18 protein-coding genes are annotated in these 19,561 nt (G+C 71.9%); 5 read left to right on the top strand and 13 right to left on the bottom strand.

The window, feature by feature from the left end:
• Positions 1 to 11: 11 nt before the first annotated feature.
• Together ACFZDE_RS10160 and ACFZDE_RS10155 are read right to left on the bottom strand one after the other, a co-directional pair.
• Positions 12 to 1,790 carry a protein kinase gene (locus ACFZDE_RS10160; protein ID WP_391199171.1) on the bottom strand — a complete coding sequence of 593 codons (1,779 nt, stop codon included), beginning with the start codon at positions 1,788 to 1,790 and terminating at the stop codon, positions 12 to 14.
• Between the two features lie 93 nt (positions 1,791 to 1,883).
• Positions 1,884 to 2,732, bottom strand: coding sequence for a menaquinone biosynthetic enzyme MqnA/MqnD family protein (locus ACFZDE_RS10155; RefSeq protein ID WP_190901826.1), 849 nt, complete (start codon positions 2,730 to 2,732; stop codon positions 1,884 to 1,886).
• Between the two features lie 321 nt (positions 2,733 to 3,053).
• Here ACFZDE_RS10155 and ACFZDE_RS10150 point away from each other — a divergent pair, with 321 nt between their 5' ends.
• The 3 genes from ACFZDE_RS10150 to ACFZDE_RS10140 all read left to right on the top strand — a co-directional run bounded on the left by ACFZDE_RS10150 (position 3,054) and on the right by ACFZDE_RS10140 (position 4,568).
• Complete coding sequence (locus tag ACFZDE_RS10150; RefSeq protein ID WP_004984723.1) at positions 3,054 to 3,257, top strand: cold-shock protein; 204 nt, start codon at positions 3,054 to 3,056, stop codon at positions 3,255 to 3,257.
• Between the two features lie 111 nt (positions 3,258 to 3,368).
• Positions 3,369 to 3,848: a hypothetical protein gene (locus tag ACFZDE_RS10145; RefSeq protein WP_391199169.1), complete on the top strand. Its 480-nt coding sequence runs from the start codon at positions 3,369 to 3,371 to the stop codon at positions 3,846 to 3,848.
• A gap of 24 nt (positions 3,849 to 3,872) precedes the next feature.
• A complete protein-coding gene (locus ACFZDE_RS10140) occupies positions 3,873 to 4,568 on the top strand; it encodes a methyltransferase domain-containing protein (RefSeq protein ID WP_391199168.1) in 696 nt (231 codons plus the stop codon).
• Positions 4,569 to 4,688: 120 nt separating this feature from the next.
• Here ACFZDE_RS10140 and kstD read toward each other — a convergent pair whose 3' ends face one another.
• The 4 genes from kstD to ACFZDE_RS10120 all read right to left on the bottom strand — a co-directional run bounded on the left by kstD (position 4,689) and on the right by ACFZDE_RS10120 (position 11,422).
• A complete protein-coding gene (gene kstD / locus ACFZDE_RS10135) occupies positions 4,689 to 6,461 on the bottom strand; it encodes a 3-oxosteroid 1-dehydrogenase (protein WP_391199166.1) in 1,773 nt (590 codons plus the stop codon).
• 202 nt (positions 6,462 to 6,663) lie between these two features.
• Positions 6,664 to 7,785, bottom strand: coding sequence for a substrate-binding domain-containing protein (locus ACFZDE_RS10130; RefSeq protein WP_391199162.1), 1,122 nt, complete (start codon positions 7,783 to 7,785; stop codon positions 6,664 to 6,666).
• A 165-nt stretch (positions 7,786 to 7,950) separates the two neighbouring features.
• On the bottom strand, positions 7,951 to 9,876 hold the full coding sequence (locus ACFZDE_RS10125) for an AMP-binding protein (RefSeq protein ID WP_391199160.1): 1,926 nt from the start codon (positions 9,874 to 9,876) through the stop codon (positions 7,951 to 7,953).
• 256 nt (positions 9,877 to 10,132) lie between these two features.
• Complete coding sequence (locus tag ACFZDE_RS10120; RefSeq protein ID WP_391199157.1) at positions 10,133 to 11,422, bottom strand: acetyl-CoA C-acetyltransferase; 1,290 nt, start codon at positions 11,420 to 11,422, stop codon at positions 10,133 to 10,135.
• 167 nt (positions 11,423 to 11,589) lie between these two features.
• On the opposite strand from ACFZDE_RS10120, the gene ACFZDE_RS10115 reads away from it, so the two are divergent.
• Together ACFZDE_RS10115 and ACFZDE_RS10110 are read left to right on the top strand one after the other, a co-directional pair.
• The gene (locus tag ACFZDE_RS10115) at positions 11,590 to 12,930 is read left to right on the top strand and encodes a 3-oxoacyl-ACP reductase (RefSeq protein ID WP_391199155.1); all 1,341 of its coding nucleotides are present in this window, start codon (positions 11,590 to 11,592) and stop codon (positions 12,928 to 12,930) included.
• A complete protein-coding gene (locus ACFZDE_RS10110) occupies positions 12,930 to 13,784 on the top strand; it encodes a MaoC/PaaZ C-terminal domain-containing protein (protein ID WP_391199152.1) in 855 nt (284 codons plus the stop codon). The genes ACFZDE_RS10115 and ACFZDE_RS10110 overlap by 1 nt, the downstream gene beginning before the upstream one ends.
• Positions 13,785 to 13,803: 19 nt before the next feature.
• Here the strand turns inward: ACFZDE_RS10110 and ACFZDE_RS10105 are convergent, their stop codons facing one another.
• From ACFZDE_RS10105 to mqnE, 7 genes are all read right to left on the bottom strand, one after another.
• A complete protein-coding gene (locus ACFZDE_RS10105; RefSeq protein ID WP_391199150.1) occupies positions 13,804 to 14,469 on the bottom strand; it encodes a TetR family transcriptional regulator in 666 nt (221 codons plus the stop codon).
• 594 nt (positions 14,470 to 15,063) lie between these two features.
• On the bottom strand, positions 15,064 to 16,377 hold the full coding sequence (locus ACFZDE_RS10100) for a cation:dicarboxylate symporter family transporter (RefSeq protein WP_390992685.1): 1,314 nt from the start codon (positions 16,375 to 16,377) through the stop codon (positions 15,064 to 15,066).
• Between the two features lie 66 nt (positions 16,378 to 16,443).
• Positions 16,444 to 16,545, bottom strand: coding sequence for a putative leader peptide (locus ACFZDE_RS10095; RefSeq protein WP_311241034.1), 102 nt, complete (start codon positions 16,543 to 16,545; stop codon positions 16,444 to 16,446).
• Positions 16,546 to 16,686: 141 nt separating this feature from the next.
• Positions 16,687 to 16,986: a DUF4229 domain-containing protein gene (locus tag ACFZDE_RS10090; RefSeq protein ID WP_266455966.1), complete on the bottom strand. Its 300-nt coding sequence runs from the start codon at positions 16,984 to 16,986 to the stop codon at positions 16,687 to 16,689.
• Positions 16,987 to 17,087: 101 nt separating this feature from the next.
• Positions 17,088 to 17,612, bottom strand: a complete 525-nt coding sequence (locus tag ACFZDE_RS10085; protein WP_390992681.1) for a GNAT family N-acetyltransferase — start codon at positions 17,610 to 17,612, stop codon at positions 17,088 to 17,090.
• A 16-nt stretch (positions 17,613 to 17,628) separates the two neighbouring features.
• Positions 17,629 to 18,279 (bottom strand): UdgX family uracil-DNA binding protein, encoded by a 651-nt coding sequence (locus ACFZDE_RS10080; protein WP_391199148.1) that lies wholly within the window; start codon positions 18,277 to 18,279, stop codon positions 17,629 to 17,631.
• A gap of 94 nt (positions 18,280 to 18,373) precedes the next feature.
• Positions 18,374 to 19,537 (bottom strand): aminofutalosine synthase MqnE, encoded by a 1,164-nt coding sequence (gene mqnE, locus ACFZDE_RS10075; RefSeq protein WP_390992675.1) that lies wholly within the window; start codon positions 19,535 to 19,537, stop codon positions 18,374 to 18,376.
• Positions 19,538 to 19,561 lie beyond the last annotated feature (24 nt).

Raw genomic sequence — 19,561 nt, 5'->3', positions numbered from 1 at the left:
GCCCCGGGCCGCTACCCGATCCTCGACATCCGTGCCTGCGGACGGCCCGACTCCGCGCTCTCCGAGCGGTATTGCAGGTCGTCGCCCACCGGCTTGAGGTGGACCGTCGTTCTCGCGGGGTTGCAGCCGCTGTGGTTGGTCTTCGCGCCGACCGACGTCGCGACGAGCTCCTTCTTCGTGACCTGCTTCAGGGTCAGTACGTCGACGCAGACGCCGCCGATCGGGTCGGTCTGGCGGAGCTTGCCCAACTCTTGGCCGACCGCGGTCTGTTCGATCGTGATGGCGAACGTGCCGAGGGGCAGTCTGCCGTCGAGGGCGATGCCCTGGCCCTGCCAGGTGCCGAGGTACGCGGCGGGCACCGTGCCGGTGGAGGGACTCGCGCTCGCGGTCGCCGCCGGGGGCGAGTCGGAGCCGCTGCCCGAGTCGGCGTCGTCACCGCCGCCGCGTCCGGGCAGCAGGTCGAACACGAACACCGACCCGATCGTCACTGCCGCCATCGCCCCCGCGACCGCCAGCGCCACGGAGCAGCTGAGCCGTCGTACCCGCCCGCCCCCCTCACCCTCCGGCGTGGACGTCGCCGCGACGGAGACGGTGACCTTGCCGGGGCGGCGGCCGGAGGACGGAGCAGCCGCGTCCCGCGCGTGCTCGGCGTGCGCGTCGTCGCCGTGCGCCTGGTCGCCGTCCCGGGGGGCGGGTACGGCTGTGGGTGCTCGCTCCTCCGTGGCAGGCGGCATCACCGGCGACGGCACCACCGACGGCGGCATCACCGGCGGTGGGCCGAACGTCCCCAGCCCCTCGCCCCCGGCCCCGGCCCGGGGCCCGGCCCCCGTCGGCCCCTCCCCCACCGACGGGCTGCTGAACCCCACCGGCCCCGACGGGTCGCCCCCCGCCCCCGTCGCCTCCAGATTCAGCAGCTGCACGGCACTGCGGCTCACCTGCTCCACCAACGGCCCCGGCAGCCAGCCGCCCGACACCAGTCGGGACGCGCCCTCGGGGGCCAGTCGGTGGGCCAGCCGAGCCGGGGCGGGCCGTGCCGCCGGGTCCTTGGCGAGGCACTGCGCCGTGACGTCACGCAACTCACCGTCCAGCAGGCCCAGTTCCGGTTCCTCGTGGACGACCTTGTAGAGCAGGGCGGCGGAGGAGTCGCCGGGGAAGGGCGGGGCGCCGGTCGCCGCGTAGGCGAGGACCGCGCCCAGTGAGAAGACGTCGGCCGCGCCCGTGACGCCCTTGCCGAGGATCTGCTCGGGCGACATGTAGCCGGGCGAGCCGATGGACACGCCGGTGGAGGTGAGGGAGGCCGTGCCGTCGGTGGCCCGGGCGATCCCGAAGTCGATCAGCAGCGGCCCGTCGAGGGTCAGCAGGACGTTCGACGGTTTCACGTCCCGGTGCACCAGGCCCAGCTCGTGCACCGCCGCCAGCGCCTCGGCCAGTCCCGCCCCGAGAGCCCGTACGGTGTGCGCGGGCAGGGGCCCGCCGTCGGTGACCGCGGCCGACAGGGAGGGGCCGGCGGCGTACGCGGTCGCCACCCAGGGCACCCGCGCCCCCGGGTCCGCGTCCAGGACCGGCGCCGTCCAGGCACCGCCCACCCGGCGCGCGGCGTCGACCTCACGCCGGAATCGCGCCCGGAACTCCTCGTCCAGCGCGAAGTGCGGATGCACGATCTTCACGGCGACCGTGCGGCCACCGGCGCTGCGGCCCAGGTAGACCCGGCCCATGCCGCCGGAGCCCAGCCGGCCGAGCAGCCGGTAGGGCCCCACGACGGTGGGCTCGTCGACGTCGAGCGGCCGCATGGGCGTCACCCCTCCCCCGTGGTCAGGCGGGGACGGCTCCGGTCCCGGTACGCCTGCACCACCCAGCAGAGTAGTGCGGGAGCACCGTGCGGCTCACGGCTGGAGCAGGTCCACCTTCACGTCCGCGGGGAAGCCGGTCGTGGGGCCGACGCGGCGGGCGAACTCGGCGACCGCCGCCAGCTGCGGGCCGCCGAAGCGGAAGTCGAGAGTCGTGAAGTAGCGGGCGAGGGTCTCCTCGTCGAAGGCCTCCCAGCGGGCGGCCTGCTCGGCGACCTTGCCGACCTCCTCCAGGGAGAGGTTGCGGGAGTCGAGGAAGGCCTCGTGCACCCGGCGCGTGATGACCGGCTCGCGCTCCAGGTAGTCGCGGCGGGCCGCCCAGACCGCGAAGACGAACGGCAGGCCCGTCCACTCCTTCCACAGCGCGCCCAGGTCGTGCACCTGCAGTCCGAAGCGCGGCCCGTCGAGCATGTTGGCGCGCAGCGCGGCGTCGCCGATGAGGACGGCGGCGTCGGCCTCCTGCATCATCAGGCTCAGGTCGGGCGGGCAGGTGTAGTAGTCCGGCTGGACGCCGTAGCGCTCGGCGAGGAGCAGCTGGGCCAGGCGCACCGAGGTGCGGGAGGTCGACCCGAGGGCGACGCGGGCGCCGTCCAGCCGGTCCAGGGGGACCTGCGAGACGATCACGCAGGACATGACCGGGCCGTCGCAGCCGACGGCGATGTCGGGGAAGGCGACCAGATCGTCGGCGTGCCGGAGGAACTCGACGAGGGTGATCGGACCGATGTCGAGTTCGCCCTGCACCAGCTTCTCGCTGAGCTTCTCGGGGGTGTCCTTGGAGAGCTCGAAGTCGAGGAGCGTGCCCGTTCTCGCGAGCCCCCAGTAGAGGGGCAGGCAGTTCAGGAACTGGATGTGGCCGACGCGCGGCCGGGTGCGAGGATTGTCCACATCGCGAGGCTAGCCCTCACGGCGTACGGACCGGCGCGCGACCCCGCCGTCGGGGTGTGGGGCCGGTGCGGGCGCCCTCTCCGCCAGTCGGCCGGAGGATGTTCAAACATTCGGGTGACGTGATCTTGACCCCTATTGCATTCCGGGGCCTGCGTGCTAGGCTCGTCGCAAGTTGCAGTTTGGTTTCCCTTGCAGTACAGAGCCTGCGGAGCATGTGACCGCGGGCTCTCGTCATTCTCAGACATATGCACTTGTGCGGAATTCATCTTCACACTTGCTGGTTCTGGAGCAGGGCAACCCTTTTGGGCCCAAGGAGGGCTTATGGCTACCGGAACCGTTAAGTGGTTCAACGCCGAAAAGGGCTTTGGTTTCATCGCCCAGGAGGGCGGCGGCCCCGACGTCTTCGTCCACTACTCCGCGATCAACGCGACCGGATTCCGGTCCCTCGAGGAGAACCAGCAGGTGTCTTTCGACGTCACGCAGGGTCCGAAGGGCCCGCAGGCTGAGAACGTCACGCCGGTCTGATCTGTAGTACCCAAGGAGCCCCGCGCCGCCAGGCGACGGGGCTCCTGCCCTTATCCAAGCCGTTCTGTCCGGTGAATTCCTGGCGAATTCCGGCCGTGGGACGATGGGCGGATGCGGAAAGACCAGGAGAACAGTGGGGAGACCGGCGGTACGCCCGCCGACAAGCCCCTGGCCATGGGCCTCTCGGTCGGCATGTCCCTCGGCACGGCCATAGGCCTCGTGCTCGGCATGACCGTCTTCGACAATCTCGCGCTGGGCCTCGCCCTGGGCCTCGGCTTCGGCACGGCGATCGGGGCGGGCGCGGGCATCGGCGCGGGGCGGGCCTCGCTAGTCCAGGAGGACGGGGACGGCGCGGAGCGGGCCTCGCAGATCCAGGAGGACGGGGACGGCGCGGGGCGGGCCTCGGAGGTCCAGGGGGACGGGGACGGCGCGGAGCGGGCCTCGGAGGTCCAGGGGGACGGGGACGGCGCGGAGCGGGCCTCGGAGGTCCAGGAGGACGGGGACGGCGCGGAGCGGGCCTCGGAGGTCCAGGAGGACGGGGAGAGTCCGGGCCATGGGGAGCAGGGCCCGGAACCAGGGGGACGGCCGTAGGACCCCGTACTAGGGTCTCCCGGCATGACCGACGCCGCTGATCACGTCCATGACACCCCAGACCCGCTGAGCGATGCCCCTGACTTCGTGTCCGAGACCCGTCTGTTCTACGACACCGTCGCCGAGGAGTACGCCGTCCGGTTCGGTGACCTGCGACCGGGCACGCCGTTGGACCGGGGCGTGCTGCACGGGTTCGCCGGGCTCGTGGGCGAGGGCGGCGAGGTCGCCGACCTGGGGTGCGGGCCCGGGCGGGTGACGGCGTACCTGGCGTCCCAGGGGCTGTCGGTGTTCGGGCTCGACCTGTCGGAGTCGATGCTCGCGATCGCCCGCCGCGAGAACCCCGGCCTGCGGTTCGAGCAGGGCTCGATGCAGGAGCTAAACCTGCCGGACGGCTCCCTCGACGGTGTCGTGGCCTGGTACTCGATCATCCACACGCCCGAGGAGCACCTGCCCGCGCTCTTCGCCGGTTTCCACCGCGTTCTGCGCCCCGGTGGCCATCTGCTGCTCGGCTTCCAGTGCGGGGACGAGCCCCGCCGCTACGAGGGGGCCTTCGGGTACCCGGTGTCCGTGACCTTCCGCAGGGGCCGGCCGGAGCGCATGGCCGACCTGCTGCGCGGCGCGGGCTTCGCCGTCCGCGTCACGACCGTACGGGAGCCCGACGAGACGCAGGGCGAGCCGGTCGCCCAGGCGAGCCTCGTGGCGCGCAAGCCGGGGGCCTGAACCGCCCGGGGCACCGCCGCGACCCCACGCGCGACACCCCGGGTGGCCCCGTGACCGGCCGCGGATGCCCCCAGGCGCACCACGGCCGGCGCACGCTCAGCCGTCCGGGCACCGTCAGCCCTACAGCATCCCCGCGATGTCCCGGGCCGCGATGTACCCGAACGTCATCGCCGGGCCGATCGTGGAGCCCGCGCCCGCGTAGCTGTGCCCCATCACGGCCGCGCTGGCGTTCCCCGCGGCGTACAGGCCCGGGATCACCGAGCCGTCCTCGCGCAGCACCCGGGCCCGGGCGTCCGTGCGCAGGCCGCCCTTGGTGCCGAGGTCGCCGGGGACGATGCGGAAGGCGTGGTACGGGGGCAGCCAGAGGGGCGCCAGACAGGAGTTGGGGAGGACCGAGGGGTCCGTGTAGTAGTGGTCGTAGGCGCTGTCGCCGCGGTGGAAGTCGGGGTCCTCGCCCCGGCGCGCCTGGGCGTTGAAGCGGTTGACGCTGCTGCGCAGGGCCGCGGCGGGCACGCCGATCGAAGCCGCCAGGGCGTCAAGGGTCCACTCCTTGTGCGCGGCCCCGGAGTCGTACCAGGCGTCGGGGAAGGGCAGGGTCGGCAGGACGTCCTTGAAGAGGTACCGGTTGCGGTAGTTCTGGTCGACGATCAGCCAGGACGGGATGGCCCCCTGCTCGTCGTACATGGTGTGCACGACGTCGCTGTAGGGCGCGGCCTCGTTGACGAAGCGGCGGCCCGCGCCGTTGACCAGCAGCCCGCCGGGCAGGGTGCGTTCGGCGAGGCAGAAGTAGGGCTGTCCGGGGACCGGGATCGCCGGGCCCCACCAGGCGTCGTCCATCAGGTCGAGCGCCGCGCCCAGCCGCTCCCCCGCGCGGATGCCGTCGCCGGTGTTCTCCTTCGCCCCGACGGTCCAGTCCGTGCCGATGGGCTGGCGCTGGAAGCGTTCCCGCATCGCGGCGTTGTGCTCGAAGCCGCCCGAGCCGACGATCACGCCCCGGCGGGCGCGGACCAGACCGGGGGCGCCGTCGCGGGTGACGACGGCTCCGGTCACCGTGCCGTTCTCGACGTACAGGTCGGTCAGGGGCGTGTTCAGCCAGACCGGGACCCCGGCCGAGCGCAGGCCCGCGCGCAGGCCGGCCGCGAGCGCCTGGCCCATCGTCAGGGGCTTCTGGCCGAGCGCCGCCGCCTTCACGCCGCGGGCGAGGCACTGGGCGGCGACGGCGGCGCCCCGGGCGTTCACGGCGGCCAGGGCGACCCACTTGTAGTCGGCGCTGAAGACGACCATGCCGGCGGGGACTTCCATGTACGGCGGGTTCAAGTGAGCCAGTTCGGGGCCCAGGAGGTTGCCGTCGAACTGGTCGGGCTCGATGGAGCGGCCGCCCGGCAGGCCGCCGGGGAGTTCCGGGTAGTAGTCGCTGTAGCCCTCCATCCAGCGGAACCGCAGGGGGCTGTTCGCCAGGACGAGGGAGATCGTGGCGGGGCCGTGGGTGAGGAAGGCGCGCTGCCGGTCGGCGGGGACGTCCGGGCCGACCACGGCGGCGAGGTAGGCGGCGGCCTTCGCGGGGGTGTCGGGGACGCCCGCCGCGAGGAGCACGGAGTTGTTGGGGATCCAGATCCCGGCACCCGAGCGGGCGGCCGAGCCGCCGAAGGTCGGTGCCTTCTCCACGACGACGCAAGCAAGGCCCTGCCGCGCGGCCGTCAGCGCGGCGGTCATACCGGCGGCGCCGGAGCCGATGACGACGACGTCGTACGTGCCGAGCGGGGGTAAGTCGGCGGCCCGGGCGCCCTGTTGGACGCCCGTCGCGACGGCGAGACCGGCACCGGCGGCCCCGGCCAGCAGACGTCTTCGGGTCGGGGCCGTGGCAGTGCCCGCGGTGTCCGTGCGTGTGGTCATGGCCGCTCCAGCCCGCCGAGAACGCGAAAGGGGGTGGGGAATGTCGCGCGGGGGTCTTGCGAAGTCAAGACCCGTGCGGCGACGCCCTTCTCGGCGGCGCGGGGAACCGCGCCCCCGGCCACCGACAGCCGCAGCCGCCGACAGCCCGCGGCCGCCGGCACGGAAGGGAACCCGCCCCCGGACGGCGACCGCCCCCGGGGCGCTAGTCGAGCCCGATGGCCGCGCAGTCCGCCTTGTACTCGGCTGTGCAGATGTCCTTCACGGTGTACACGCCGTCCGTGATCACCGTGTCCTTGATGTTGTCCTTGGTGAGGGCGACCACCGTGACCAGCATCGCCGGGATGTTCTTCTGCGTGGGGCTGTCGACCGTCTGCCGGGTCAGTGCCGCGAACTCGATCGAGCGGCCCTGCACCTTGGCCACCGCGATCTTCGCGGCGTTCGTCGCCTCCAGCAGGAAGGACTTGTACACGGTCATGTACTGCTCGCCGGAGACGACCCGCTGCACCGCGTCGAGGTTGGCGTCCTGGCCGGTCACCGGCGGCATCTTGGTGGCCCCGGCCTCCCGCATGGCCTCGATGACGGCGCCGGCCATGCCGTCGTTGGCCGAGTAGACGGCGGCGATGTTGTTCAGCCCGACGGCCTGGATCGCCTTCTTCATGTTGGCCTTGGCCGCCGAGGGCTTCCACTCCTTGGTGTCGTACTCCTTGACGATGTTCACCTGGCCCTGGAGCTCGCTGAGCGCGCCGTCCTTGAAGCGGGCGGTGTTCGGGTCGCCGGGGTCGCCGTTCATCATGACGACCTTGCTCTTCTCGGCGTTGTCGCCGAGCTCTCCGAGGATGGCGCGGCCCTGGACCTGGCCGACGAGTTCGTTGTCGTGGGAGACGTAGGCGTCGATCGGGCCCTCGGCGAGCCTGTCGTAGGCGATGACCGGGATACCGGCGGCCTTGGCCTTCTGGACGTCCTTGGCGATGGTCTTGGAGTTGAGGGCGTCCACGAGGATGACGTCCACCTTGTCGGCGATCATCTTCTGGAACTGCTCGCTCTGTCTGGTGACGCTGGCCTCGGCGTTGGCGTAGCGGACCGTGCCCTGGTTCTCCGTGAGGTCCGCGACCTCCTGCTTGATCAGCGGGTAGTCGAACTTCTCGAAGCGTGCCGTGTCCCGGTCCGGCAGCAGCAGGCCCACCGTGATGTCGTTGCCCTTCTTAACGGCGGAGTCGTCACTCCCGCCGTCGCCGCACGCGGCGAGGGACAGGGCCGATATCGAGACCGCCAGGGCCACGGAGATGCGCCGCAGGGCGGCCTGACGGGGGTTGCGCGCTATCACTGGTGGTGCCTTCCGATGGGGGGAGCATCGTGACGAGGTGGTCGAAAGCCAACGTGCAGACGCGGTGTGTCGTCAAGAACCACGTGTGAAGACATGGCAAATGTGCCGCACGTCGTATACAGGCCCGCCATGTGTCTCACGCCGTCTGCGGGCCCGCCATGTGCCTCACCTCGTGTACAGCCCCTCCACTTCCGTGGCGAAGGCGCGCAGCACGGCCTCCCGGCGGAGCTTCATCGACGGGGTCAGTTGGCCCGCCTCCTCGGTGAAGTCCACGGGCAGGACGGCGAAGCGGCGGATGGACTCCGGGCGGGAGACCATCTTGTTGGCCTCGTCGACGGCGCGTTGCAGGACGGCGCGCAGTTCCTCGTCGTCGACGAGGAGTGTGGGGGGCACGGGGTGTTTGCCGTTCATCTGGCGCCAGTGGGTGACGCCGTCCGGGTCGAGGGTGATCAGCGCCGAGACGAACGGGCGGCCGTCGCCGAGGACGAGGCACTGGGAGATCAGCGGGTGCGAGCGCAGCCAGTTCTCCAGCGGGGCCGGGGCGACGGACTTGCCGCCCGCGGTGATGATGAGTTCCTTCTTGCGGCCGGTGATCGTCAGATAGCCCTCGTCGTCGAGTTCCCCGAGGTCGCCGGTGGCGAGCCAGCCGTCGGGGGCGGCGGGGACGACGCCCCCGGCCAGCGGGTCCCAGTAGCCGCGCAGCACATGGTCGCCGCCGACCAGGATCTCGCCGTCGGCGGCGATGCGGACGCGGGTGCCGGGCAGCGGCCAGCCGACGGTGCCCAGGCGGGGTTTGAGGGGCGGGGTGACGGTGCTCGCGCCGGTGGTCTCGGTGAGGCCGTAGCCCTCGAAGATCTCGATGCCGGCCCCGGCGTAGAACGCGGCGAGGCGGCGGCCGAGGGGGGAGCCGCCGCAGATGGCGTAGCGGACCCGGCCGCCCATGGCGTTGCGGATGCGGCGGTAGACCAGCGGGTCGTAGAAGGCGCGGGCGGTCTTCAGGGCGCGGGAGGGGCCGGTGCCGGTCTGCCGGGCCTCCAGGGCCTCTCCGTAGCGCTGCGCGACCGACACCGCGCGGTCGAAGGAGGAGACCCGGCCGCCCGACTCGGCCTTGGCGCGGGCGGAGTTGAAGACCTTCTCCAGCATGTACGGGATGGCCAGCAGACAGGTCGGCCGGAAGCCGGCGAGGTCGGGCAGCAGGTCTTCGGCGTTGATGCTGGGCGCGTGGCCCAGCCGGACGCGGGCCCGGACGCAGGCGATGGCCACCATGCGGCCGAAGACGTGGGACATCGGCAGGAACAGCAGGACGGAGGCCTCTTCGCTGGTCTTGACCCGGAAGACGGGGTAGAGCAGCTCGATGGCGTTGTCGACCTCGGCGAAGAAGTTGCCGTGGCTGAGGGCGCAGCCCTTGGGGCGGCCCGTGGTGCCCGAGGTGTAGACGAGGGTGGCGAGGGTGTCGGGGCCGAGCATGGCGCGCCGTATCTCGACCTCCTGGTCGGGCAGGTGCGCCCCGGCCTCGGCGAGCCGGTCCACGTGGCCCTTCTCGACGATCCACAGGTGCTGGAGGTCGGGCAGCCGCTCGCGCTCCGGGCCGAGGGCGGCGGCCTGTGCGGCGGTCTCGGTGACCAGGGCGACCGCGCCGGAGTCCTGGAGGATCCAGCGGGCCTGGAAGACGGAGGAGGTGGGGTAGACGGGGACGGTGACCAGTCCGGCCGCCCAGGCGGCGAAGTCCAGGACGGTCCACTCGTAGATGGTGCGGGCCATCACGGCGATCCGGTCGCCCGGCATCAGGCCCTCGGCGATCAGGCCCTTGGCCACGGCCCGTACCTGGTCGGCGAAGTGCGCAGCCGTGACGTCGCTCCAGCGGCCGTCGGCGTCCTTGCGGCTGAGGGCCGCGGCGCCCGGGTTCGCGCTCGCGTTGTCGAACGGCAGGTCGGCGAGCGACCCGTGGGTCCAGGGCGCGGCCAGCGGCGGTACGGAGACCTCCCGCACCGCCCCGTCCAGCCGCCGTACCTCGGGCTCGACGAGCACCGGTCCGCCGTATGCGCCGTCGTACGCGTCGCCGGAGGCGGAGGAGGGATACGCAGTGGACACAGGCGACTCCTGGGGCGTGCAGCGAGGAAACTGCTTGCTGCATGACGTACGTGCCTCGCACGCCGAGGCGCTCAACCGGCTCGATTCCCCCGGAGAGGTCCTGAAGGGGTTACTGACGGTAGGAAACGGGATCGTACGGCGCGTGCGTGGCGGGTCTGTGCGGGTCCGGGGATGATCCGGAGCCGGGCCTGTGCAATCTCGGGGGTTACGTGAGCATCCTTCAGGTTCCGCACCTGCGCTGCTCGGTCCGTCGCTCTCAGGCGCGCTCCAGGATCGCCGTCACCCCCTGTCCGCCCGCCGCGCAGACGGAGATCAGGCCCCGGGCGGGCGCGTCCCGCTCGGCGAGGAGCGCCGCCAGGGTGGCGACGATCCGGGCGCCGGTGGCGGCGAAGGGGTGGCCGGTGGCGAGGGAGGATCCGGCAACGTTCAGCCGGGCGCGGTTCACGGTGCCCAGGCCCCGCTTCTCCCAGGCCGCGAGTGTCGCCAGCACCTGGGAGGCGAACGCCTCGTGGATCTCGACGAGGTCGAAGTCGTCCAGGCCGAGCCCGGCGCGCTCCAGCATGCGCGGGACGGCGTACGCGGGTGCCATGAGCAGCCCGTCCTCGCCATCGGCCACGTCACCGTCCACGAAGTCGACGGCCGCCGTCTCGTACGCGGTGAGGTAGGCCAAGGGTTCCAGGCCGCGTTCGCGGGCCCAGTCCTCGCTCGCCAGCAGGACGGTCGCGGCGCCGTCGGTCAGCGGGGTGGAGTTCCCGGCGGTCATGGTCGGTTCGGGGTGGCCGAGCCCGAACACCGGCTTGAGGGTGGCGAGTTTCTCCACCGTCGAGCCGGGGCGCAGGTTCTGGTCGCGGGCCAGGCCGCGGAAGGGCACCACCAGGTCCTGGAAGAAGCCGCGTTCGTACGCCGCCGCCAGCCGCCGGTGACTCGTCGCGGCGAGTTCGTCCTGCGCCTCGCGCGGGATGCCCCAGGCGCGTGCGGTGACGGCCGCGTGCTCGCCCATGGACAGGCCGGTGCGCGGCTCGGCGTTGCGCGGGATGTCGGGGACGAGATGGCCCGGGCGTACCTTCGCGAGGGCCTTGAGGCGGGCGCCCGCGGAGGTCGCCCGGCGGGCTTCGAGGAGGATGCGGCGCAGGGAGTCGTTGACTCCGAGGGGTGCGTCGCTGGCGGTGTCGGCGCCGCCCGCGACGGCCGATTCGGTCTGGCCGAGGGCGATCTTGTTGGCGGCGGCGATGACGGCCTGGAGGCCGGTGCCGCAGGCCTGCTGGATGTCGTAGGCGGGGGTGCGCGGGTGGAGTGCGGAGCCGAGGACGGTTTCGCGGGCGAGGTTGAAGTCGCGGCTGTGCTTGAGCACGGCCCCGGCGACGAACTCGCCTACCGCGCCCGGCTCCTGGAGCCCGTACCGCTCGACGAGGCCGTCCAGGGCGGCGGTGAGCATCTGCTGGTTGGAGGCGGTGGCGTAGGGGCCGTCGGAGCGGGCGAAGGGGATGCGCGCTCCGCCGACGACCGCCACGCGCCGCACCGCTTGCGACAGCTGCCGGGGACTCATCCCGACCAGCTCCTCTCGATCTGCTCGTTCCGCCGTCCGCTTGCGAACCGCCGGCTCATCTCGACCCGCTCCTCGTCCGTGACGTAGCCTTACCTCCGGTAACCTTACTCCAGAGTAAGCAGGAGTGAGGCGTCGGTGAAACCGTCCTCGGGAACTGGGAGTCGTCCATGGCCGACCGCTATCTGCGCTTGACCGGCACCGCGCCCGGCCGCTTCCTCACCCGCCGGCTGGGGCTGCCGCAGCCCGCTCCGCTGGCCCGCTGGTCCGCCGAGCGGCCCGCCCTGGACGGCGGCCTGCTGCACCTCACCGCCGGGCGGTCCGCCCTCGACCTGGCTCCGGTGCTGGCCCGCACGGGGCTCGGCCAGGACCGCTCCGGCCGTACGGCCGCCGTCGTCCTGGACGCCACCGGGGTGCGGGACGTCGAGGCCCTGGCCGAGGTGCACGCCGCCCTGCATCCCGTCGTACGGCCGGTCGCCGCGAGCGGACGGGTCGTGGTGCTCGGCTCGCCGCTCGACCCCGCCGACCACCATCAGGCCGCGGCCCAGCAGGCCCTGGAGGGCTTCACCCGCTCCCTCGGCAAGGAGATCGGCCGGGGCAGGACGGTGAACCTGGTCCGGCTCACGGACGCCGCCGCCGCGGAGTCCACCCTGCGCTTCCTGCTGTCGCCCAAGTCGGCGTACGTCAGCGGGCAGGTGATCGAGGTGGGAGCCGACCAGGAGACGGCCGACCGGGAGCTGACCGTCGCCGACGGGCAGCCGGCCCCCGCCGACCCCGACCGCCCCCTGTTCGGCCGCACCGCCCTCGTCACCGGGGCCGCCCGGGGCATCGGTGAGGCGGTCGCCGAGACCCTCGCGCGGGACGGGGCCCGGGTCGTCGTGCTCGACGTGCCACAGGCCGAGCAGGACGCCCGGCGGGTCGCCGAACGGCTCGGGGGCAGCGCGCTGCTGCTCGACATGACGTCCGCCGCCGCGGGCGCCCGGATCGCCGAGGCACTGCCCGACGGCCTGGACCTGCTGATCCACAACGCGGGCATCACCCGCGACCGGCGCCTGGTGAACATGCCCGCCGAACGCTGGATCTCGGTCCTGGAGGTGAACCTGGCGAGTGTGCTGCGCACCACGGACGCCCTGCTGAAGGACGGCACGCTGAAGCGCGGCGGGCGGATCGTCGCCACCGCCTCGATCGCGGGGATCGCCGGCAACGCCGGTCAGACCAACTACGGGGCGAGCAAGGCGGGCGTCGTCGGACTGGTCCGCTCCCTCGCGCCGCGCGCGCTCGCGGAGCACGGCGTGACGGTCAACGCGGTCGCGCCCGGCTTCATCGAGACGAAGATGACGGCCGCCGTCCCGCTGTTCATCCGGGAGGCGGGCCGCCGCATGAACTCCCTCGCCCAGGGCGGCCTCCCGGCCGACGTCGCCGAGACCACCGCCTGGCTGGCCCACCCGGCCTCGGGCGCGGTCAACGGCCAGGTCGTCCGCGTCTGCGGCCAGAGCCTGCTGGGGGCGTGATGGCCGACCCCGCCACCGCTCTCGTCCTCACCGAGTCCCCCTCCCTCGCCCCGCTCCTCGCCCGCGGCGCGCTGCTCTCCCCCTTCAAACGCCCCGGCCCCGACGCGGAGTTCCCGCGCACCCGACTCGTCCTGCCCGGCCTGCGCGTCGACCTCGCCCGGCTCGCGGCGTACGAGCGGGTCTGCGGGTTCCCGACCGGGGAGGACGCGCTGCCGGTGACCTATCCGCATGTGCTCGGATTCCCCCTGGCCATGCGGCTGATGAGCGGCCGGGGCTTCCCACTGCCGCTGCTCGGCCTCGTCCACACCTCGATCACCGTCACCCGGCACGCGCGGATGCCCGCGAGCGGCTCGTACGAACTCTCCGTGCACGTCGAGGGACTGGCCCCCCACCGGCGCGGCACACAGGCCACCGTCGTCACCGAGGTGCGCGACGGCGGGGACCTGGTGTGGGAGTCCAGCAGCACCTACCTGGCCCGGCACCGCACCCACCACCCGGTGGCCGCTCCCCGGGAGGCGGAGGCCCGCAAGCCGCTGCCCGAGGCCGCGCGCTGGCGGCTGGCCGGGGATGTCGGACGCCGCTACGGGGCCGCCTCCGGGGACCGCAACCCGATCCATCTGCACCCGCTCACGGCCCGGCTGTTCGGCTTCCCCCGGGCCATCGCCCACGGCATGTGGACCGTGGCCCGCTGCCTCGCCGCGCACGGCGTGCCGGAGCGCTGCCATCTGCGCGCGGAGTTCAGGGCGCCGGTGCTGCTGCCCGGCGAGGTGACGTACACACAGCGGGACGGCCGGTTCGAGCTGCGCGGCGGGCGGGACCGGGTCCATGTGACGGGGGACGTCTATCCGGTGTGACGTCCGCGTGGTGCGGCGTCTACCCGGCGTGCGGGCCCGGCTGCTCGCCCGAGGGCGTCCAGGGCCGTCCCGCCATGAGGTCGCCGAGCCCGGCCCAGGCGAAGTTCATCAGCGTGGCCGCGGCCTGGCGGGCGGTGACACCCGGGGTGGCGTTCGCCCAGGCGGCGAGCGACTCGGCGGCCCCGACCAGGGCCTCGGCGAGACCCGCGACCTCCCGCTCGGGCAGGTCCGGGTCGCGGTGCGCCTCACGGGCCCCGGCCAGTATCAGCTGCGTCACGAAGGCGACGATCTCCTCGCGCATCGCGGTGACCTCGGCGGCGAACGGCTCTCCGTGAGTGCGCGCCTGGAGGTGCAGGACCGACCAGGCGTCCGGGTTCTCGCCGGTGTGCGTGAAGAACGCGGCGAGGCCTTCCCACAGTTGCCGGTCGGCGGGCAGGTCGCGGCGGACCCCGGCCCGTACCGCCTCGACCAGGGCCCCGGCCTCCCGGCGGATGCAGGCGGTGAAGAGGTCTTCCTTGGAGTTGAGGTAGAGGTAGACCAACGGCTTGGACACACCGGCGAGTTCGGCTATCTCGTCCATCGACGCGGCCATGTAGCCCCGTTGACCGAAGATCTGCACGGCGGCGTCCAGCATCTGCTGCTCACGGACCGCGCGCGGCATCCGCTTCGTCTTCACGGCACCCATGACGCTTAGCGTACGGGCCCCCTGGGCGGCCCTCGCCCGTGAAACCGGGGAAGGACCACCGAGGGGGCCCATGGCTGACCGGAACCGACCGGTACGTCAGGCGCGGCCGAGGGGGCCGACGGTCAGTCACGGCCCGAGGAACCGGCCCGTCGCGCGCAGTCGTGGGGACCAGCTTGCCCAGGCGGTACCCGGGGGCCCGTCAGGTGGAGCCGCGGAAACCCCACCGTCGGACACTGCCACTAGGACCAGCCGTCAGGCACGGCCCCGCGAACCCAGCCGTCAGACGCGGCCCCGCAGACCAGCCGTCGGGCGCCGCCGGGCGGACCGGCTTGCCCAGGCGGCACCCGGGGGCCCGTCAGGTGGAGTCGCGGGAACCCCACCGTCGGGCACTGCCGCTAGGACCAGCCGTCAGACGCGGCCCGGCGGACCCAGCCGTCAGGCGCGGCCCCGCGGACCCAGCCGTCAGGCGCGGCCCCGCGGACCAGCCGTCAGGCGCCGCCGCTGCGGCCGACCGTCAGGGCCGGTCCAGCGGAACGGCCGGCGGGCGCCGCCGGGCGGACCGGCTTGTCCAGGCGGTACCCGGAGGGACCGCCGTCACGCGGTCGCGGGGACCGGCTCCGGCTTGTCGTGGGGCTCCTGGTCGAACGGGTCCTCCAGGGAGGAGCCGTCGGCCGTGGCGTAGGCGTCGCGGTCGAGGAGGTTCTCGCGGGCGGAGACCAGGACCGGGATCAGCGCCTGCCCGGCGACGTTGGTCGCGGTGCGGATCATGTCCAGGATCGGGTCGATCGCGAGGAGCAGGCCCACGCCCTCCATCGGCAGGCCGAGGGTGGAGAGGGTCAGGGTCAGCATGACCGTCGCGCCGGTCAGTCCGGCCGTGGCGGCGGAGCCGACCACCGAGACGAACGCGATCAGCAGGTAGTCGCCGATGCCCAGCTGGATGTCGAAGATCTGGGCGACGAAGATCGCGGCGATGGCCGGGTAGATCGCGGCGCAGCCGTCCATCTTGGTCGTCGCGCCGAACGGCACCGCGAAGGACGCGTACTCCTTCGGCACGCCGAGCCGCTCGGTGACCTTCTGCGTCAGCGGCATGGTGCCGACCGAGGAGCGGGAGACGAAGGCCAGCTGGATCGCGGGCCAGGCGCCCTTGAAGAACTGGATCGGGTTGACCTTGGCGACCGTCGCGAGCAGCGTCGGGTAGACGCCGAACAGCACGATGAGGCAGCCGACGTAGATGTCGGCGGTGAACGTCGCGTACTTGCCGATCAGGTCCCAGCCGTAGGTGGCGATGGCGTAGCCGATGAGGCCGATCGTGCCGATCGGGGCGAGCCGGATGACCCACCACAGTGCCTTCTGGAGCAGGCTGAGGACCGACTCGCTGAGGGTGAGGATCGGCTGCGCCTTCTCACCGAGCTGGAGCGCGGCGATACCGGCGACGGCGGCCATGAAGACGATCTGCAGCACGTTCAGCTCGGTGAACGGCGTGATGACGTCGGTCGGGATGATGCCGGTCAGGAAGTCGATCCAGGAGCCGGTGCTCTCGGGCTTCGCGCCGTCCTTGGGCGTGAGGCCGGTGCCGGCGCCCGGGTTGGTGACCAGGCCGATGATCAGGCCGATGCTGACCGCGATCAGCGACGTGATCATGAACCAGAGGAGGGTGCGCGAGGCCAGCCGGGCCGCGTTGTTGACCTTCCGCAGGTTGGTGATCGAGACCAGGATCGCGAAGAAGACGAGCGGGGCGACGGCGAGCTTCAGCAGCCCGATGAAGGTGTCGCCGACCTTCTCCAGTGTCGTGACCAGCCAGGACACGTCCTGGTTGCGGGCGACCCAGCCGAGCAGGACACCCAGGACGAGACCGGCAAGTATCTGGGCCCAGAAGGGCACCTTGAAGGACTTCGTGTATGAGGACACGGACTGACTCCGTTGGGGGACGCGAGGGGGGAACTGACGTGGGAGACGACGGGGTGTTGCGTTACGTCAGGGACGACAGAAAGCGGACGCGCACCGACAGAGATCCACGTGCAGCCGCGCCACGAGCGGAGCGCTCAGCGGCGAATGGGGCACGACTGCTGACTTCATACAGCGACCTTAACACCTGAACTTTGAGCACCTCAAAGCCTGGCTTTGACAGGTGACGACGCACACACACCCATACAACGCAAAGCGCCCCGTTTCCGAGCATGTACGGAAACGGGGCGCTGGGAACGCGTGCGGGAGGTCTTACGAGGTCTGCCCCTGTGCCCTGGCGCTGTCGTCGGCCACGTCCTCCTGGCTGCGGTTGGCGTCCAGGTTGGCCTTCATCCGGTCGACGCGCTGAGCGACCTGGACGGACGCCCGGTCCCGCTCCTTGCGCAGTACCACGAAGCTGATCGGCGCGGAGATCAGCAGGGCGAGCAGCACGACCCACAGGCCGTTGCTGTTGCCGAGGCCGCGCGGGGCGATGCCGGAGTAGACGGCGCCCCAGACGACCACGAGGCAGCCCACGAAGACTCCGAGGCGCATCAGCGTGTAGCGGAGCATCTCAATCCACTCTTCCGGTTCGAACGGTCGGAACGCACCCAAAGGGGCACCGTCCAGTGAAGCACGCCGAGCGGCCGATCTTGCACGGGGGTCGGGACGGGTCAGGCCAGCGGCAGCAGCATGATCACGTCGTCGCGGTCGTCCCCCGGCGCCACCCGGATCGCCCCGGGGATGCGCCCGACCTCCTTGTAGCCGCAGGACGCGTAGAACCGCTCCAGGCCCAGACCGCCCCGGCAGGTCAGCCGGATCGCCTCGATCCCGTCCATGCCCCGGACCGCGTCGGCGGCGGCACCGAGCAGGTCACGGCCGTAGCCCTTGCCCTGGTGGCGCGGGTGCACCATCACCGTGTACAGCCACAGCCAGTGCGTCATCAGATGGTGTGTGTTGTACGTCAGGAACGCGGTCGCCGCGACCCGCTCCTCCTCGTCATGCCCGACGAGCAGCTTGACCCGCCCCTCCGCCATCGAAGCGAAGTGCTGCACCAACGCGGGCCGAATCTCCTCCCGCGTCACCGGCGGCACGTACCCGACGGCTCCACCGGCATTGGAGACATCGGTCCACAGATCGAGCAGACCGTCACGCAGCTCGGGCGTGACGGCGGGTTCGAGCGTGAAGGTAAGGGGCATGCATGAATTCTAGCTATTACGACAGTGCGTCCGCCGCCACTTTCAGGTCCGACACCAGCCCCCGGTACGCGGCCTCCCGGTCGTCGGACCGCAGCACCGACGAGGGATGCACGGTCGGCACCAGCCGCTCGGACCTCCCATGGATCTCCTCCTCCAACACGGTCCCGCGCACCTGCGTGACCCGGAACGAGGACCCGAGCAGCGCCTTCCCGGCGGTGGCCCCCAGCACCACGATCAGCTCCGGCTCCACGACGGCGAGCTCCGCGGCCAGCCAGGGCCCGCACGCCGCCGCCTCCCGCAGGGTCGGCGCCTTGTGGATCCGCCGCTTCCGAGACTCGGCCCGCGTGAACTTGAAGTGCTTCACGGCGTTGGTGACATAGGCCTCGGACGGATCGATCCCGGCCTCCGCCATGGCCCGGTCCAGCAGCTTCCCGGCGGGCCCGACGAACGGCTTCCCCTCCCGGTCCTCCTGATCCCCGGGCTGCTCCCCCACGAGCATGACCCGGGCATCCGCACTCCCGGCCCCGAACACGGTCTGCGTGGCGTCGAGGTGCAGGGGACAGCCCTGGCATCCGGCGGCGGCCCGCCGCAGGGCGACGAGCCCACCCCGCTCAGGAAGAAAGGGCTCAGCGGTATAGGCATCCTCAGACGCCGAGGTCCCGACCATGCCGGCCGGGTACCCCACCCAGGGGCGCGGGACTCTGCCGATATGCGGCTCCGCCGCGGGGGCGCGACCAGCCCCCACGCACCCGAGGCCGCAATCAAACCCGCATAGGCTGCGGCGACTCGCGACGCTGAGGGTCGGCCCCCTCATACTCCCGAATGATCTCGTACCGGGTGTTCCGCTCCACAGGCCGGAACCCGGCATCACGAATGAGGTCCAGCAGATCCTCACGCGTCAACTTGTTCGGCGTGCCGTAGTTGTCCGCGTCATGAGTGATCTTGTACTCGACGACAGACCCGTCCATGTCGTCCGCACCATGCTGAAGGGCAAGCTGGGCGGTCTGCACCCCGTGCATCACCCAGAACACCTTCACATGCGGCACGTTGTCGAACAGCAGCCGCGACACCGCGAAGGTCTTCAGCGCCTCCGCCCCCGTCGCCATCTGCGTCCGCGCCTGGAGCCGGTTGCGGACCTTGCCGTCCTGCATGTCGACGAAGTCGTGCTGGTACCGCAGCGGGATGAAGACCTGGAAGCCCCCGGTCTCGTCCTGCAGCTCACGCAGCCGCAGCACATGGTCCACCCGGTGGCGCGGCTCCTCGATGTGGCCGTACAGCATCGTGCACGGGGTCTTCAGACCCTTCTCGTGCGCGAGCCGGTGGATGCGGGACCAGTCCTCCCAGTGGGTCCGGTGGTCCACAATGTGCTGCCGGACCTCCCAGTCGAAGATCTCCGCACCGCCGCCCGTCAGGGACTCCAGACCCGCGTCGATGAGCTCGTCGAGGATCTCCGACGCGCTCATCCCCGAGATCGTCTCGAAGTGGTGGATCTCCGTGGCCGTGAACGCCTTCAGCGAGACGTCCGGCAGCGCCGCCTTCAGCTCCCGCAGCGACCGCGGGTAGTACCGCCACGGCAGGTTCGGGTGCAGCCCGTTGACGATGTGCAGCTCGGTGAGGTTCTCCGACTCCATCGCCTTCGCGAGCTTGACGGCCTCCTCGATGCGCATCGTGTACGCGTCCTTCTCCCCCGGCTTGCGCTGGAAGGAGCAGTACGCGCAGGAGGCCGTGCACACGTTCGTCATGTTGAGGTGACGGTTGACGTTGAAGTGCACGACGTCGCCGTTCTTGCGGGTGCGCACCTCGTGCGCCAGGCCGCCGAGCCAGGCCAGGTCGTCCGACTCGTACAGCGCGATGCCGTCCTCACGGGTCAGACGGACACCCGCCCTGACCTTCTCCTCCAGCTCGCGCTTGAGCCCGAGATCCATGCCCACACCTTTCTCCGAAGACGT

The organism is Streptomyces sp. NPDC007929 (genome assembly GCF_042959065.1).
Lineage (GTDB): Bacteria > Actinomycetota > Actinomycetes > Streptomycetales > Streptomycetaceae > Streptomyces.
This window is presented reverse-complemented; position numbering and strand designations above follow the sequence as displayed.

Excerpts from the sequence above, each read along its gene's own strand:
- ACFZDE_RS10085 (WP_390992681.1), bottom strand. The coding sequence starts at position 17,612 with ATGCCCCTTACCTTCACGCTCGAACCCGCCGTCACGCCCGAGCTGCGT.
- ACFZDE_RS10145 (WP_391199169.1), top strand. The coding sequence starts at position 3,369 with ATGCGGAAAGACCAGGAGAACAGTGGGGAGACCGGCGGTACGCCCGCC.
- ACFZDE_RS10110 (WP_391199152.1), top strand. The coding sequence starts at position 12,930 with ATGGCCGACCCCGCCACCGCTCTCGTCCTCACCGAGTCCCCCTCCCTC.
- ACFZDE_RS10140 (WP_391199168.1), top strand. The coding sequence starts at position 3,873 with ATGACCGACGCCGCTGATCACGTCCATGACACCCCAGACCCGCTGAGC.
- mqnE (WP_390992675.1), bottom strand. The coding sequence starts at position 19,537 with ATGGATCTCGGGCTCAAGCGCGAGCTGGAGGAGAAGGTCAGGGCGGGT.
- ACFZDE_RS10160 (WP_391199171.1), bottom strand. The coding sequence starts at position 1,790 with ATGCGGCCGCTCGACGTCGACGAGCCCACCGTCGTGGGGCCCTACCGG.
- ACFZDE_RS10095 (WP_311241034.1), bottom strand. The coding sequence starts at position 16,545 with ATGAAGTCAGCAGTCGTGCCCCATTCGCCGCTGAGCGCTCCGCTCGTG.
- ACFZDE_RS10150 (WP_004984723.1), top strand. The coding sequence starts at position 3,054 with ATGGCTACCGGAACCGTTAAGTGGTTCAACGCCGAAAAGGGCTTTGGT.
- kstD (WP_391199166.1), bottom strand. The coding sequence starts at position 6,461 with ATGACCACACGCACGGACACCGCGGGCACTGCCACGGCCCCGACCCGA.
- ACFZDE_RS10105 (WP_391199150.1), bottom strand. The coding sequence starts at position 14,469 with ATGGGTGCCGTGAAGACGAAGCGGATGCCGCGCGCGGTCCGTGAGCAG.
- ACFZDE_RS10080 (WP_391199148.1), bottom strand. The coding sequence starts at position 18,279 with ATGGTCGGGACCTCGGCGTCTGAGGATGCCTATACCGCTGAGCCCTTT.
- ACFZDE_RS10090 (WP_266455966.1), bottom strand. The coding sequence starts at position 16,986 with ATGCTCCGCTACACGCTGATGCGCCTCGGAGTCTTCGTGGGCTGCCTC.
- ACFZDE_RS10120 (WP_391199157.1), bottom strand. The coding sequence starts at position 11,422 with ATGAGTCCCCGGCAGCTGTCGCAAGCGGTGCGGCGCGTGGCGGTCGTC.
- ACFZDE_RS10115 (WP_391199155.1), top strand. The coding sequence starts at position 11,590 with ATGGCCGACCGCTATCTGCGCTTGACCGGCACCGCGCCCGGCCGCTTC.